This window comes from Acidisarcina polymorpha (assembly GCF_003330725.1).
In the GTDB taxonomy this organism is placed as follows: Bacteria; Acidobacteriota; Terriglobia; order Terriglobales; family Acidobacteriaceae; genus Acidisarcina; species Acidisarcina polymorpha.
In genome coordinates, this window is record NZ_CP030840.1 from 3,397,200 (window position 1) to 3,413,117 (window position 15,918).

Annotated in this window: 8 protein-coding genes and 1 pseudogene; 7 read left to right on the plus strand and 2 right to left on the minus strand. The window is 56.3% G+C overall.

Going from position 1 to position 15,918, the window contains the following annotated elements:
- Position 1 precedes the first annotated feature (1 nt).
- Complete coding sequence (locus ACPOL_RS14745) at positions 2-1,168, plus strand: MFS transporter (protein WP_161557367.1); 1,167 nt, start codon at positions 2-4, stop codon at positions 1,166-1,168.
- A 300-nt stretch (positions 1,169-1,468) separates the two neighbouring features.
- Here the strand turns inward: ACPOL_RS14745 and ACPOL_RS34150 are convergent, their stop codons facing one another.
- On the minus strand, positions 1,469-1,690 hold the full coding sequence (locus ACPOL_RS34150; RefSeq protein ID WP_201759235.1) for a hypothetical protein: 222 nt from the start codon (positions 1,688-1,690) through the stop codon (positions 1,469-1,471).
- 215 nt (positions 1,691-1,905) lie between these two features.
- Here ACPOL_RS34150 and ACPOL_RS36795 point away from each other — a divergent pair, with 215 nt between their 5' ends.
- From ACPOL_RS36795 to ACPOL_RS14775, 4 genes and pseudogenes are all read left to right on the plus strand, one after another.
- On the plus strand, positions 1,906-4,344 hold the full coding sequence (locus tag ACPOL_RS36795; RefSeq protein ID WP_161557368.1) for a sigma factor: 2,439 nt from the start codon (positions 1,906-1,908) through the stop codon (positions 4,342-4,344).
- Between the two features lie 26 nt (positions 4,345-4,370).
- Positions 4,371-7,688 (plus strand): annotated as a pseudogene (locus tag ACPOL_RS14760) (TonB-dependent receptor).
- 242 nt (positions 7,689-7,930) lie between these two features.
- A complete protein-coding gene (locus tag ACPOL_RS14770) occupies positions 7,931-9,637 on the plus strand; it encodes a hypothetical protein (protein WP_114207727.1) in 1,707 nt (568 codons plus the stop codon).
- A gap of 57 nt (positions 9,638-9,694) precedes the next feature.
- Positions 9,695-12,574, plus strand: a complete 2,880-nt coding sequence (locus ACPOL_RS14775; RefSeq protein WP_150133009.1) for a glycosyl hydrolase — start codon at positions 9,695-9,697, stop codon at positions 12,572-12,574.
- A 228-nt stretch (positions 12,575-12,802) separates the two neighbouring features.
- Here ACPOL_RS14775 and ACPOL_RS14780 read toward each other — a convergent pair whose 3' ends face one another.
- Positions 12,803-13,741 (minus strand): LysR family transcriptional regulator, encoded by a 939-nt coding sequence (locus ACPOL_RS14780; RefSeq protein WP_114207729.1) that lies wholly within the window; start codon positions 13,739-13,741, stop codon positions 12,803-12,805.
- 711 nt (positions 13,742-14,452) lie between these two features.
- Here ACPOL_RS14780 and ACPOL_RS14785 point away from each other — a divergent pair.
- Together ACPOL_RS14785 and ACPOL_RS14790 are read left to right on the plus strand one after the other, a co-directional pair.
- Complete coding sequence (locus ACPOL_RS14785; protein ID WP_114207730.1) at positions 14,453-15,427, plus strand: NADPH:quinone reductase; 975 nt, start codon at positions 14,453-14,455, stop codon at positions 15,425-15,427.
- 15 nt (positions 15,428-15,442) lie between these two features.
- A complete protein-coding gene (locus ACPOL_RS14790; RefSeq protein WP_114207731.1) occupies positions 15,443-15,769 on the plus strand; it encodes a hypothetical protein in 327 nt (108 codons plus the stop codon).
- Positions 15,770-15,918 lie beyond the last annotated feature (149 nt).

Below are 15,918 nucleotides of genomic sequence, written 5' to 3' on the forward strand. Positions count from 1 at the left end.
GATGTCGATCCTCGCGTTCACTATCTTCTACGTCAATTACATGGTCGCGCCCCTGATCCCGGCATTCTTGCGTGAGTTTTCGGCGCCCACCGATCAACTGAGCTGGCTGCTTGCAGGATACCTCGTTGTCTACGGCATTTCGACACTCGTATTCGGAGCATTGTCTGACTGGTGGGGACGCGCTCCCGTGCTGGTGGTACTTTTATGCTTCGCGGCTACGACAATCTTTATGGTTTCATTTGCGGGATCGTGGCACACTCTTGTCGTCGCAAGAGTTCTTTCAGGCGCCGGGTGCGGCGGAATAGTGACAATCGGCCTAGCCACGGTTGGTGATCGCTATCCGTATGCCGTCCAGGGACGCCCCATGGGCAGGATGTTCGGAGCGATTGCCGGCGGTATTGGCTTTGGCTCAACGCTGGGACCTATTCTGAATCCGATCTTTGGTTGGAGAAACGAGTTTCGGGTCCTTGCCAGCGTATGTTGCCTTGGTGCTGTCCTCATCTGCAAGGATGTCCGCTCATCCATTCGCGTGCATAGAAGACCCATTTCTTTGGGGCGAGTACTTCGGGAGTACTTCGCCATCTTGGACACCCCGCGGGGTGGAAGAACCGTGATGTTCATTTTCTGCAACGGAGCCTTCCACGGCGGGATTTTTGCCTGGCTCGGTCTTCTGCTGACACGTCGGTATCATCTGCATGACACCGGCATCGGTTTAGCCCTCGCGGGATATGGCCTACCTGGCATCTTTCTAGGGACGACGATCGGGGGATGGGGTGATAGTTACGGAAGGCGTTATGTTGTCCCCTTCGGGTTCCTATGGGCTGCGGCATGCGCTTTTCTATTGCTTCCTCACAGTCCCCGCTTCATCGTCGCACTTGTCATCACAGCTCTGTCACTCGGGTTCGATGCGACGCATCCTCTCATGTCTAGCATCACGACTTCGTTGGACCCTCAACACCGGGGACAGATTACTGGATTCGCAACCTTCGCGAACTTCCTCGGAATGGGCACAGGAGCACTGTTCTTTCAGCACCTAATCGTCTTCAGCTTCAACATAGCGATAGCCACCTTTGCATCCATTCAAACTGTATTAGGCCTCACAGCTCTCTACGGCTTTAGAGGGGAGCGCCCCAGCCGGATCCGATCTGCAAAATTGACCACTACGTAGTCTCCGTCATTCGTGCTACTCAGTAAGAACAAACCATAAGAGGTTTGGGATTGCTCTAGTCAAATACCTACGGAGTGGGACGACGTACGTCTAAGACAGATCCATTCGCACGGGGTTAGTCGCCAGAGCGGTGGAGGCAACAGCCGTCTGCGGGAGTCACTCGCCCTCCTCCAGATTGTGACTTGATCTCGTCAATGCTCATGCAGTCAGAGGATTCGTATAGGAGGTGGCCCCGACTGAATTGTCCAGGCCGCCTGGCAAGTGGAAAAGTTTGTCCACAGGGCATACGATCTGCTCGCATCAGGTGGCGTCGTTCCCTTGTGGCGGTTTGTCTATCAAGTCGGCGAGCCTGAACGTATCCGACGCCGCGTCATATTCGAACGCACCATACGCGCCTCCACATCCTGGATGTTCTTTGTCAGCATCGGCTGGCTGATGCGCAATCTGCGAGCCTCTCGTGAAATGCAACTCCTCTGCGAGGGCAATCGCCGACTCCATGAGTTTCGTGTCGTTCTTGAACATGCCGCACCCCCATAAACTCCGGAAAAATAGGGATGGGACATGGCCGGGAGATCTCGGTCAACGAGAAATTATTTCCCCTTAGAAAGCACAAAACAGGCTACTCAGTTGTTTCATATTCAACACGAAGACTGACCTGCCCACCAGAGGCATGCCGACGGTGCTTGAGGACGCGATGCGGAACTGAAAAAGATTCGAGCAAGAGGGGTACGTATTTTTTGTCGGCGTTTGCCAATTCGACGTCCAGCGGGGTCATCGGGCTTCATTTGAGCAGTCTGAATGAAGAAGTCTCCGAGCGGCATACGGAAGGTCCCGAGCAGCGGATCGTTCAGTTGTACGACGCCTTGCGTCCGCCGCTCTACCGGTACCTGATCAACGGCGGCCTTTCTCCTCAGGACGCCGAGGAGGTTGTCCAGGAAGCCTTTCTTCGGCTCTATCGCCACATGCGTAGCGGTGGGGGTGAGGAAAATCTCCGTGCCTGGGTCTATCAGGTCGCCCACAACCTGTCCTGTAACTTTCACAAGGGCCGGCGCCGCCTCGTCGAAACAACTCCTGAAATATGGAAGCAGCTCAGCGAATCGGCCTTCGACCGCGCTCCCGGCCCGGAAGAACAGTTGCTCGAAAAAGGAACTTTATCGCCGCATTCACGATGGGCTCGCAAAGCTTACCCAGTTGCAAAGGGATTGCCTCAACCTTCGCCTGGAGGGATTCCGCTATCGCGAGATCGGCGAAATCCTGAGCATTGGCACATCCACCGTTTCTGGCTCGCTCAGAAACGCCATAACCAGACTCTTAAAGGGGAGTGCATGAAGAAGCGGCACAGCAACCCGGGCAGTGCCGCAGTCGGGCTCTTCATCGGGGACCATCTTACGGAGGAAGCCCTCCTGCGTTCGCTGGATGGAGAGCTCTCCGCCAGGGAGGCCGATGATGTCGACGGACACATTCACTCCTGCTGGTCGTGCCGCAGTCGCCGGCAGGCCATGGGAGACGGCATTGCGGAACTGTTCGAGTATCAGAATGCCGTCACGGCTCCGTATCTTCCTCCTCCCGTGGACCAGCGAACCGTTTTTATCGCTCGTCTGGATGCGCTTGCGGACGAAATGGGCCGTCCATCGCGTTTCCGGGAGTGGCTCAGTGGCGCGCGGCGCCTGCTAAGTCCGGGTGAGATGAGCCAGGTTGGCTGGATTGTCGGAATGTTTGCGCTGTTCGCGCTTCTCCCGGTTGCCTACTTTCTGCATTCTCCTGAAGTTGTTAGTGTCAATGATCTTTTGCTTCGCGCAAAGGCATCGGAGATGTCCTCCTTTCAGTCCGCCTCTGAGCCGGTCGTGGTGCAAAAGCTCCGCATCAGCGCCGGGAAGAAATCGCTGACGCGCACCATGTATCGGGATGTGAAGCGTCATCGAACGGCCGGGCGCACCAATTCCGGCGCGGGCGGCGAGGCGCTGGTCAAGGCGGCTTATTCAAAATACTCCCTGGACTGGGACTCTTCGCTGGATGCAGAGGCATATACCCGCCTACGGGCCTCTCTCCCCGTTCAAAGCGACCGCGTGGCGAGGCTCGGCAACGATCAACTTACGTTAGAGACGACGTACGCTAGCGGAGGCATCGCAGAGACCGATCTGACCCTGCGCACCGCCGACTACCATGCGGTGAAAGAGAAAGTCCGCCTGCAGGACAACAGCGAGATTGAGATTGCCGAGCTCTCGTATGATGTCGTTCCTTTCGGCTCTGTGCCGACCGATGTGTTCGGTAGACCGTCACTTCCCGCCGCAATTCTACCCTCGGTGGTTGCCGCGCCGAGGCCGATACCGCCGGACAGGGCGGTGCTCGCGGCGGCAGAGGTCCAGGTTGAAGTCGCGTTGCATGGGCTTGGCGCCGATCTGGGCGAACAGATCAAAATCGGTGATCATACCGGGCATGAGCTTCTGATCGAAGGCGTTGTCGAAGACGACGCCCGCAAGCAACAGCTCATCGCCGCGCTCCAGGAAATCCCCCATACGCGGCTGCGCTTGGTCACCATCGATGAGGCCGCTCAACGGTCTTCGCCGTCGCCAGCCAAAACGGACTCCTCGCCCCCCTTGTCCATTCAGCAAATGGTCGTCACTGCGCCGCTCCTCGACGCTCAGCTCAATGCCCACTTCCCGGACAAAGACCAGAGGATTGCCTATGTGAATCAGACGCTCTCGATGGCCCAGCTAGCGTCGGCGCGTGCATGGGCGCTGGACCGGCTCGCGGCGCGCCACCCGCTGCCGGAGGTGGCCGTGCTCAACGAGGATGCGCGCCGGCAATTGCAGGTGCTGCTGGCAGACCACGTTTCCGCGCTGCGCGAAGACATCAGCTCCCTGCAAAACCAGTTAGGTGCAATTCTTTCTCGCTCTTCGAATACGCCCGCCGCGAACACCTCGGTGCAAGCGCCACTGACACCGGGAGCCGCCGGGGCCCTGGACTCTTCTGACGATTGGAGGGAGCGAATCCGCCGCATTCGCTCATCGACCGAGGCGATCCACGAGGCGGTCGTCGCCCTGCTGAGCAGCTCGCAGCCCAGCGAACAGAAGGATGGAGCTGCCATCGAGGTGAACCTCCGCACTTCTCTAACCCAGCTGCAAACGGAACTACAGACCCTCGACCAAAGGGTGCATGAAACGAATTTGAAATAAGGAGAAAGACTCGTATGAGGCAATTCATGACGCGTTTGTTCCTATACGTACTCTGTATAGGAGCCCTGCTTCTCAATCCCGCCTCTCGCCTGAACGCGCAGGAGTCGGCCGCACAGATCACCGGCGTCGTCACGGATGCCTCGGGCGCGGTGCTGCCCAACGCCAGCGCCTTGATCGCCAACCAGGACACCGGCACCACCCGCCAGGTCAAGACGAACCAGGGCGGGGAATTCATCGCCCCGGCGCTCGAACCGGGCCGCTACCGCATCACGGTCGAATGCTCTGGCTTTGAGACCGTCGTTTCCGAGGGCGTCGTCTTGAGCATCGGGGAAAAGAAGGGTCTCAGTTTCTCCCTGAGTATCGGCGAGTCGAAGCAGACGGTGACGGTTTCCGGAGGCACCGAACTTATTAACACCACCTCCGGAGATGTGAGTGAAGTCATCGACCAGCATGAGATTACCGAGCTTCCCATCAATGGCCGAGACCCATCGAGCCTGATCTTCCTGAGCGCCGGCATCACCAACGTCCTGCAATCCCCGATCGGCCTTCGTCCGGGTGGAACGGCGATTCCTACCGAGATCAATGCGTCGTCGGGCGGCGGCCGTCAGGGAAGCACATTCTTTCTGCTGGATGGCTCCCCGAATATGGATACCTATATGCCGGAGACCGCGCCGTTTCCCAACGCCGACGCGACCGAGCAGTTCCGGGTCAGCACTAACTTCGACGCGCAATATGGATACGCGCCCGGCGCAGTCGTAAGCATCAAGACCAGGTCGGGAAGCAATCAGTTTCACGGGGGAGTCTTCGAGTTCCTCCGCAACAACGATCTCAACGCCGCAGATTACTTTGCTAAGACAGTCGACACTTTGAAACGGAACCAGTTCGGCGGCTATGTCGGCGGCCCTATCATCAGAGACAAGCTCTTCTTCTTCGCCAACTATCAGGGTACCCGGCAACACTACGCTTCTCAATACAATCAATCCTCGACTCCCACTCAGGCTATGTTGAACGGCGATTTCAGCGCGGTGGGCGCGGCTCTGCCGGCGGGACAAGTACTGAGCACGACACCTTATACGAATCGGCCGAACTTATTCACGACGGTCAACGGAATTCCGGACCAGATCGATCCCGCGCTATTCTCTCCCGCCGCGGTCAAACTTGCGACTACAGCGTTGCCTCTGGGTCAGATAGCCGCCACGGGGCAGGTGAATTATGTGAGTCCCGAACAAGTGCAGAACTATGACGAGGGAACAGCGCGACTCGACTACACCCTGAACGACAACCACCGCTTCTATCTGCGCAGCTTTACGTTGTGGGAACAGCAGCCGTCATCTGCCATCAACGGCAATCTGATGGCGATTCAAGATGCGCAGCAGGGCAAAGACTACAACATCGTTTTGGGACATGACTGGATCATCAACGCCTCCACGGTGAATGCGGCCACTCTCTTTTGGACGGAGGACTATGTAGCTTCCTATGCCGAGCCGAGAGATATCAATGGAAATACAATTTGCCTGTCGAAGTACATTGCGGTGAATGATATCCCGGGCCATTGCTACCTGGAGGGTCTGAGTACGAGCGGATTCGGATCTGGATATAACGCGCTACAGGTTGAAAATCGCCACTCCTATGGGTTGAACGATGCGCTTACCAGAACCATAGGGGCGCACACAGTCAGCGTCGGGGGTAATATCTGGAAGCAGTTCGCGCAGGAGAACGCTGATTATCCCGCGGCGCCGATTGCCGGGTTCTCGAACTACACCGGCTTCGGCCTCGCCGACTTCCTGCTGGGTTATCTGAACAATTTCACCCAGGGGGGTGGAGAGATCGCCAGCGTTAAGGGGTGGCAACTCGGTCTCTTTGCCCAGGACCAATACCGGGTTCTGTCTAATCTGACCGTCACCGCCGGCCTGCGCTGGGACCCCAATCTTCCGCCCTCTACGCCGGGAGAAGGCAGAGGGGCCGCGTTTCGACCGGGCCAGCAGAGCCAACGATTCCCCAATGCTCCAGTGGGACTTGTCTTTCCGGGCGATGCGGGCGTCAACTCCGCGCTCATGCCAACCAGCTATGGATACCTTCAGCCGCGATTGGGTTTCAGCTGGCAGCCAAAGAGTCTTCCGAAGACTGCCATACGTGGCGCGTTCGCTATGTTTACCGGTCCTTTGCCCTACTCAACCTATAACCACACCGCCGACATTGCGCCCTTCAGCCCGGTGTACAACATCAACGCGGCACCGGGAGGCGGATTTATGATTCCCTTCGATAACCCCTGGTCGACATACACAACTACCGGAAATGTCACTCCCTTTCCACCGTTCGCCACCACCGGTTATCTGCCTCCAGGCAATTCTCCCTTCTTGCTGCCGGTAAGCGTTGAGGCTGTTTTTTCGAGTAATTTTCGTGCTCTGACGACACAAAGCTGGGATCTGGCTGTCGATCAGGAGCTCTCGAAGACGATCGCTCTGCATATCGCCTATGTGGGGAAAGAGTCTTATCATCTGGGTACCATCCTCGATCGGAATCCTGGAATCTATTCGACCGACGCGGCGCTCACCGGGCAGCGCCTGAACTATCCGAATTTCAACCAGATCGAAGAAGAGACCAGCCTCGGGACTTCTCCCTACCAGTCCCTACAGGTCGGATTGGAGAAGCGAATGTCCCACGGCTTCCAGGCGAGGTCGAACTTTACCTGGTCGAAGGTCATCGATCTGTCGGCTACCGGCAATATCGCCGTTCAGGGCGGTCTGCCGAATCCCTTCGATATCGGATACAACCGGGGCATTTCACAGCTGAATGTTCCGCTCGTCTCCACCAGCTACTTCGTCTACACCGTGCCCTCTTTTCAGGGCTGGAATCCGATCGCGAGAAACCTGCTTGGCGGCTGGGAACTGAGCTGAATCATCAATGCGTACAGCGGCTCACCGTTCGGCATTTGCGGATGTGGTAACGGCCAGAATGCATCGGGCTCCGACCAGTACGGAGATCGGGCCGATGTCGTTCCCGGAGTTTCGCCCTCGGTGCACCAGGGCAGCCAGCAGCACTGGCTCAATCACTATTTGAATCCGGCTGCGTTTGTGACCAATGCTCCGGGCACCTTCGGCAACACTGGGCGCAACCCGTTCATTTCGCCTACCGTCAACTCCACCGACGCCGCAATGATGAAGAATTGGACGTTCAACGAGCGATACGGTATTCAGTTTCGCTGGGAGATGTTCAACGCCTTCAATCATCCGAGTTTCGGGACTCCGAATACCGACCCGACATCAGCGACTTTCGGACAGATCACCAGCACCGGGGTCATTCCTCCGCGAGTCATGCAGGCAGCTCTTAAACTGAAGTTCTGATCGTGCGCGCCCGCTCGTCGCCGCCCGCGCTCCCCCCTGAGGAGTCGCGGGCAGAGCGAGCGGACGTTCGAATCGCGGAGAGGGCACCTGTACAACTCCAATCCTTTGCATAGAATCCGCCACGCCTCTTTGCGGCAGCTTCCTGAACTTGAGACCTCGCCGCTTTGAGGTCGCGTTTGGCACCTACTCATTCCATAATCCCTTGCAAATGTTGACCTGCAAAGGGAACCGAAAGGACGTTCATGGCCAAGAAGCCAGACAGACAGGATCGAACTTTTCTCACCCGGCGTGAGCTGCTGGCAGGCAGTATAACGAGCATGGTCGCTGGGTGGACACTGCCCCCAACGGCGGCAATGGCGTCTCGGGTGAAGCGCGCATTACGCGTCATCAATATCATGAACTTCATCCGCGCGGAGGAGCCGCGGGAGACCATCGACCTGATGCAGCCGGTGCGAGAACAGATGGCCCTCATCAAAGCCCATAAGCTTCCAGCAACCTGGCTGTTGCAGTATGACGCACTGGTCGAGGGCCCATACGTCGAGTTCCTCAAAAAAGAGATGCCTATCGATCACGAGACCGGAATCTGGTTCGAGATGAATCGCAGGATCTGCGACGATGCGGGCATTGCGTGGCGCGGCAACCCCAAGTGGGAGTGGGATTACCACGTCCCCGTTGCCTACGCGATTGGCTACACGCCGGAGGAGCGCCGGAGGCTGGCCGACACCGCGGTCGCGACCTATAAGCGGGTCTTCGGCCGCGATCTCAAGTCCCTGGCCTCCTGGAACCTTGACGCGGTGACGATCGCACATCTTTCCGACCATTACTTCATGGACGCCTTTGGCAATTGCCGGGACCAGCTGGCTACCGATGGCTTCACCATATGGGGAGCGCCGATCGCCGGATACTACCCCAACCGCAAGAATGCCTGGAGCCCGGCGCTGGAGGAGAAGAACCAAATCTCGACTCCGATGTTTCGCCTGCTCGGACAGGATCCGGTCTACTACTACGACAAGAAGTTCCCGTATCCAGATACGGTCGAACCAGTGTGGCCTTCAGGAAGGTCAGAGGTCTTCATCGACCGGTTTCTTCAAATGATCGATGAGAGCCCGACGCAGGCGTTTGCGTATGCGCAGTTCGGCCAGGAGAACAGCTTCGGCTGGGCGGAGATGCAAGAGGCCTATCCGATGCAGATGGAGAAGCTGTCCCGGGCGCGTACCGGCGGTCAGGTCAGCATCGAAACGATGGGCGAATCCGGCCGCCGTTTCAAGCAGCGTTTCAAGTCAACTCCGACGCAGGCCCAGGTGATGCTTGAAGATCCATTTGGAGAGAAGGCTGTTCCGGAACGGACAGTTTGGTACCAGAGCAAGTACCACCGCGCCAATCTACACTTCCGTGGCGAGCAGTTCTATCTCCGCGATCTTCACGTCTATAACGATCAATTTCCGCAGCCATACCTGGAAGAGCCGGTTAGGAAGCACGGCATTGAACAACGCATGCTCGCTGCTCTCGATGGCTACCACTGGAGCGATGATGAGGTTCGGTCGGGCCGCCCGGGCAAGCGCGCTATGGGCCGCTTCGCTGTTGTCGGAGCAAATGGAGAGGAAAGCTTTCCTGGGATGGCCGGCCTGCCAAAGATTAGCGAGGGGAGCACGAGCCTCGATGCCGATGTTCCTCTATCCGGGGGTGGAAGTCTCAGAGTTTCGTTCCGGGACCGGGATATTACATTCACATTGGTCGAGATGCCTGTCCGCTCGGAACTCACTCTTCTCTTGGAGTGGGCTCCAGACCGCGCCGCCCTTCGGAGCGTTGCGTCGAACCGTCTGAACTATAGCTTTCGCGATTTCGATTATGCTGTCGAGGTCGCGAACGGCAACGCGGTGAAGTTAGCTGATGGAGTAAGGATCGTATCTAATGGGCGCGGCGCCTTGCGATTGATTATGGCACCGTAGCGATTGGCAACGCTTTGGAACCATTCCCGTGGCCAAGCCCGGAAAGTTGAGTGTTTTGTGATTAGACGAGAGTTCATACGCTTGACTTCGCTTTCGGTGGGCGCACTCCCCTTTGTTGGCCTGCAAGGCTACGAAGGCATGTCGGGTCTGGCATCCCGGAAATCGATTAAGGATGTCAGTCTCTATGAAATCTTCCGGGAGCCGGCAAATCAATATCGTCCGATGGTCCGGTGGTGGTGGAACGGCGACCGGGTTGTGGGGGAAGAGATTCTGAGAGAACTCGACGTGTTGCAGGCTGCGGGAATCGGAGGGGTCGAGATCAATCTGATCCGCTTTCCGGCGGAAGCCGATCCGATGAACACGAAAGCTCTGACCTGGATGAGCGATGAATGGATACAGGTTTTAAAGGTGGCGTTGAAAGGTACGAAAGAGCGGGGAATGACCTGTGACATGATCGTGGGTTCCGGTTGGCCGTATGGGGGTGAATTCCTATCGAGGGAAGACCAGACCCAGATGGTAGCGCTCGGCACAAAAAACTTCACCGGACCTGCCCAAGTTCGAATGACTCGCGCGGAGTTGCTGGATGGTGTCAATCCAGCTCTGGTGTCGCCCTACAAGGACAGCGAAAAAGAGCTCTTTGGGCTGACCCTGGTTCCATCTCCAATCTCCACGACGGCCGATGGCATCCGTTTGAACGAACAGGTACGCGATGAGAACATTGAGTTCGATGTGCCGGCCGGAGATCACGTACTCTACTTCCTCGTAAAACTTACCGGTTTCATGGCCGTCATCAACGGAGCTCCTGGCGCGACCGGACCGGTCTTAAATCACTACAGTGAACAGGCTGTTGCGAGATATCTGGACCGCTTGTCGACGAGGTTATCGGCAAAGATCGGTCCACTAGGCGATCATTTCCGGGCGTTCTTCACCGACAGTATCGAGTTGGAGGGGGCGAATTGGTGTGACGATATGTTTGCGGAGTTTCGCAAGAGAAGGGGTTATGACCTCTCGCCATGGCTGCCGTTCGTGCTCTTCAAAGTTGGAGAGATGGGGAATGCAGTCACGGAGGAGTATGGGGCGAAATTCTCTGCTGGGTTCAAGGCGCAGACCGATCTGGTGCGATACGACTTTGAAACGACCAAGCACGAGCTTTTTCAGGAAAGGTTTGTGGGGACGTTTGCAGAGTGGTGTAAGAGAAACGGCGTGAAATCACGAATGCAGGCCTATGGCATGGAGCTCGATGCCATAACCGCCGGCATGATGCTCGATATTCCTGAATGTGAAACATGGATTCGATCGGAGAAGATCGAGGACTTTGGCACCGGCGATTATCGGCAAGGTCGCAGCTACACCATGATCAACAAGTTTGTCTCTTCTGCTGCTCATCTGTCTGGCAAGCAGCTCATCAGTTGCGAGGAGATGACGAATACCGACGACCCATTCCATGCTTCGCTCGAGAGGATCAAGCTTGCCGGAGATCAAAGCATGTTGTCCGGAGTGACACAATCCGTTCTGCATGGCTTCAACTACAGCCCCGCCGATGCGCCGTTTCCAGGTTGGGTGCGCTACGGTACTTACTTCAGCGAGCGGAATACATGGTGGCCCTACTTTAAGCTGTGGGTTGACTATAAGTCTCGTCTCTCGGCGCTCTTTCAGCAGTCAGTCATGCAGGCCGATATCGCGATCCTGCCTCCATTCGCCGACCTCGCATCGAAATACGGCTTTCAGCGCGATCCCTTTCCGAAGACAGTCGATCCTCCCTATCTCTATAAGCTCTGGGAGGTCGTTCATCAGAATGGAAGCGGGTGCGACTACCTCACCGAAGACATCATTCATCAATCAACGGTTGGCCGTGGCAGGCTGCTGTTTCGAGACCGGTCTTACAAGGCCATCTTCTTGCCGGATGTCGAGTCGCTTCATCTCATCACTGCAAAACAGTTGAAGAAGTTCGTCGAATCCGGCGGGACCCTGCTGTGTATCGGCAACCTTCCCCGTCAGGCCTCAGGGCTGGTGAATAACGCGTCAGAGAGCTTAGTCGTCCATGAGGTTTTCCAATCTCTCCGGAAAAGCTATCCACTTCGCACCGCTGTCCTGCACATCGACGAACAGAATCTGGTGAATTGGTATCGCGACCTGCAGAAGAATTATGCACTGACGCCGGACGTTTCGATCGACAGACCCACCGACTTCATCAGTCAGTTACATTACGTCAGCGGAAGCCGTGACGTCTTTTTCTTCTCCAACTACGGCCCGGAGGAGACGCACACATTTGAGGCCACCGTGTCTCTCCCCGGCAAGACTCCCTGGCTGTGGAACCCCGAGTCAGGCGAGCGTGCGCCATATCCAACATCCGGTTCAAAGAACGTGTTGAGCATCACGCTGGGCCCATCCGAGTCCAGACTCATCGTCTTCGAGCCATCCTCTATCGCTGCTGACACCGCCGCTTCTGTGGAAATATCAGACCTCTTGCCTGCAGCGACGGCCCACCCGCGCTATGAGCAAATCATACCCGGACCCTGGAATCTCAAGCTGATTCATGTGAACGGGACAACGCAATCTCGCGTTGTGGAGGCTTTAGTCGATCTCAGTCAGCAGGACGACTTGAAGTCTTTTGCGGGCACCATGATCTACAGCAACCGTTTCCAATTCGACCATCACCACCAACGTGTAATCATCGACCTCGGGCACCTCCACAGTGTCTCGCAGTTGGAGATCAATGGCCGTCACCTCGGCACGCGCTGGTACGGCGTGCATACTTATGACGTATCGAATGCGCTGACATCAGGCAGGAACGAGATCACTATCAGAGTCGTGTCGACACTGGGCGATTATATGAAGTTCCTGTTGACCAATAAGACAGCCCAGGTCTGGAGTCGAGACACGCCACTCTACCCTTTAGGATTGACGCAATCTGTGCGCCTGCTTATTCTTCCGTAGCAAGTGGCGCTTTTTCGACCAGCGCGATCCAATCGGGTTTGCTGAGGCAAGAATTCGGTGGGGGATTTTGGCTGTGAGGTTGAGGCCTATCAGCTTGCCAACAGCAACGCGGCCGGGAAATGCTTCGTCGCGGAAGATCGCCGCCGATCCGCGCACGCCCTCATTTTCGGCGCGCTCAACACTCTGGAAGTGTGATGTCCTCGGTCGCCCACATCGCGTCTGCCGCTCTCACTTTGTCTCTACCGGTGGGCGCTTTCCGCGAAACTTGGGAAAAAGGGTTGGAGAAAACTCAAGAGCGAAATCTTTGAATATCCGGGCGATCTTAGGAACAAAACGGTTTCCCACGTGAACAATCGAGAGGGTATACAAGGTGAACTGCCACTCCGGCATTGCCTCGACCAGCTTACCGCTTCGCAGCAGTTCAGGCTGAACGATTGGTGGCAGCTCCCCGATACCCGTGCCTGCAAGCAACGCCGAAGCAAGACCGGAGTACTCATTGATTGAAAGATAAGGTTGAAAAGCCACCCTTTCTTTTATCTTCAATCGGACGTTTGTGAAATTCCACACATTCTGCGGCCTCCAGAAGGAGAACGCCAGTAAACGATGGGAACGTAGGTCACGAGGCGTTTTTGGCCTGCTGTGTTTGGCGAAATAGCTGGGACTGGCCACCAAAATATGTCGATAGGTTAAGAGCTCCAGAACGCTGTGCGAAGGATCATGTCGATTACGAACCACGAAAGCCAGGTCGATACCTTCGGAGATCGGATCGACAATTCGATCTGTGATGAAGATCTGAATCCTTACGTCTGGATATGAATTCTGGAATGCTCCAACGAGTGGAGCGAGGAACGAATCGGAGATGCTGGGCGGGGCCGAAATTCGCAAGGTTCCAGAAAGTTTGTCTGTGTGGCTTGCGGCGATATTTCCTACGGATTCTCTCAACTCGGCACCCTGTCTTGCGAACTCAAGCACCTCCGAACCGACCTCGGTGAGTCGAAGCTGACGAGTCGTCCGAATAATGAGGCTCACGCCGAGTTGTAACTCCAGGTCTGCAATTCTTCGACTGATCGTAGATGTAGGTATATGAAGTCTCCGTGCCGCTTCCGAGAAGCTTTTCGCTGCGATCACTTCGGCGAAGATTGCAGGGTCGTTAAGATCCGGTTCCATTTTCCCATTATTGCAAATATGTTTTGTCGATTAACCCACTAGTCAACGCGGTAGGGATTCACTAGGCTGAATCAAGCCTGATGTGAGCCGCCCTATGAAATTGAGGAATCACCCATGAAGTATCAAATCTCAGCAATTATCTTCTACTTTCAACCAGTGTGTTGTCTTTCATGGCAACACCACAGGCCCACTCGTACGACAAGAACGACCACGTTGTGGAAGAGCAATTCACAAGGAACGACAAGGCGATTCGAGATGTTATCTCGCACTATGAAGAGTCTTTCAATCGAAGTGATCCCGAAGCCTGAGTCGAACTTTATGCCGACGACGCAGTACTCATGACGCCATCACGAAACGTCATGGAGCAGAGTTTCTAATTGCTCGATCCGCAGTGGAGCTTATATGTGGTCAGCAACCATTCGAGCTGAAGACAACGTGCGGTTCCAACCTGAGGGCAAAACAATCGTCATAGCGACCGGAGCGCATTATCGAAACTGACGCATCGACAGCGTCGAGCACTTCGAAGGTATCGGCGTCTGCTCCGGCGCTGGAACCATTGAAGCAACTCTCTGCGAGTCGGTCCGCCTCTGGCGTCGGCGAGGGCTCTCTGGAGATCAGCTTCGTTCACCAGTTCCTGAGTGAATAGGCACCGAACTGTAAGCTAGGCAAGTCAACGATCGCAGAGGAATCAATGCAGAGGAATCAAAAACGATGAGAGCAGCCTGGTATGAAAAGCAGGGACCGGCGCACGACGTACTTACAGTGGGCGAAATGCCCGATCCCGTCCCAGGAGCGGGCGAGGTTCGCATTCGCGTTGTGGCCTCAGGCATTAATCCCGGGGACACCAAAAAACGAGGTGACGTTTTCAGTCTTGGAATGCCTTACCCTCGCGTCATTCCTCACAGCGATGGTGCAGGCACTGTAGACCTCGTCGGCACCGGAATTTCTGAAGAATTAGCCGGTAAACGTGTTTGGTGCTACGGTGCGCAATCCTACAGGCCTTTCGGCACTGCAGCTGAGTTCACAGTGGTCCCAGCGGATCACGTGGTCCCCCTTCCGGACAATGTGTCGTTCGAAATCGGTGCCTGCCTTGGTATTCCTGGCATCACGGGTCATCGGGCAGTACACGCCACTGGACCGGTCAACGGCAAAACCGTACTGGTGCAAGGTGCCGGCGGCGCGGTGGGAGTTTGCGCGGTCCAACTCGCTCGCTTTGCGGGGGCACATGTCATCGGTACGGTCCGATCCGGCCCTGAAGTTGAGACCGCTCGGCGCGCCGGTGCGCATGAAGTCCTCTTCAACGATGACCAACTGATTACGAACGTTCGAAGGGTCGCGCCGGATGGCCTCGACCACATTGTGGAGGTTGCCTTCGCCGCGAATATTGAACGAGACGTAGAGATGCTGAAGCTCGGCGGATCGTTGGCGACCTACGCCACAAACGATGCGACGCACAGCGTCCCGTTCTGGTCTATGGTGTTCAAGAACATTCAAGTCAACTTCCTAGGCAGCGACGATTTTCCCATTGCCGCGAAGATCGCGGCAGCCAAGGAACTGAGTCGCGCGCTGGAGTCGGGTTGGTCCGGTTTCGAGATCGGGGAACGCGTCCCGCTGGCGCAGATCGTCCGGGCACATGAACTTGTTGACCATCCGGCACGTCCCGGACGTGTCGTCATCGTGATCTAGACAATGAAACCGTAAGTGGCCAAGTTGAAAGTTATAGAACTCACCGACCCTGTTCCTGCTTACGGAGAGGTTCTAGTCTGGCTGCAAGGCGCGGCGCTGAACTTCCTCGACTTGGCAGTGGCCACAGGCAAGTACCCTCTTCCCAGTTTCGCAATCGTCCGAGTGACGGATGGCACGAGCCAAGTCGTCGCTCTCGGTCCGGGTGTGTCAATCTCCAGAGTTTCCTATTACCTCTCGGAGATCCGCAGAGATCATGATGTAGTTGCCTTCATTCGAAAGAACGCGCTGCAACTCCTCCGCGACGTCCGGATCTTCTTTCGGTATAAGCAGGGGGCACGCTGAAGGATGGTGACCTTTGATCCGAAGCGGCGTAGGCCTGAGGAAATTCGAGTCCAACGTAGCCACCGCCGATCACGATGAGGTGTTCTGGCACTTAGTCTAGCTCCAGAACCTCAATATGCGTCATGGGTCTGGGACTCTTGCAGGCCCGA

Excerpts from the sequence above, each read along its gene's own strand:
- ACPOL_RS14745 (WP_161557367.1), top strand. The coding sequence starts at position 2 with ATGTCGATCCTCGCGTTCACTATCTTCTACGTCAATTACATGGTCGCG.
- ACPOL_RS34150 (WP_201759235.1), bottom strand. The coding sequence starts at position 1,690 with ATGTTCAAGAACGACACGAAACTCATGGAGTCGGCGATTGCCCTCGCA.
- ACPOL_RS14770 (WP_114207727.1), top strand. The coding sequence starts at position 7,931 with ATGGCCAAGAAGCCAGACAGACAGGATCGAACTTTTCTCACCCGGCGT.
- ACPOL_RS14780 (WP_114207729.1), bottom strand. The coding sequence starts at position 13,741 with ATGGAACCGGATCTTAACGACCCTGCAATCTTCGCCGAAGTGATCGCA.
- ACPOL_RS14785 (WP_114207730.1), top strand. The coding sequence starts at position 14,453 with ATGAGAGCAGCCTGGTATGAAAAGCAGGGACCGGCGCACGACGTACTT.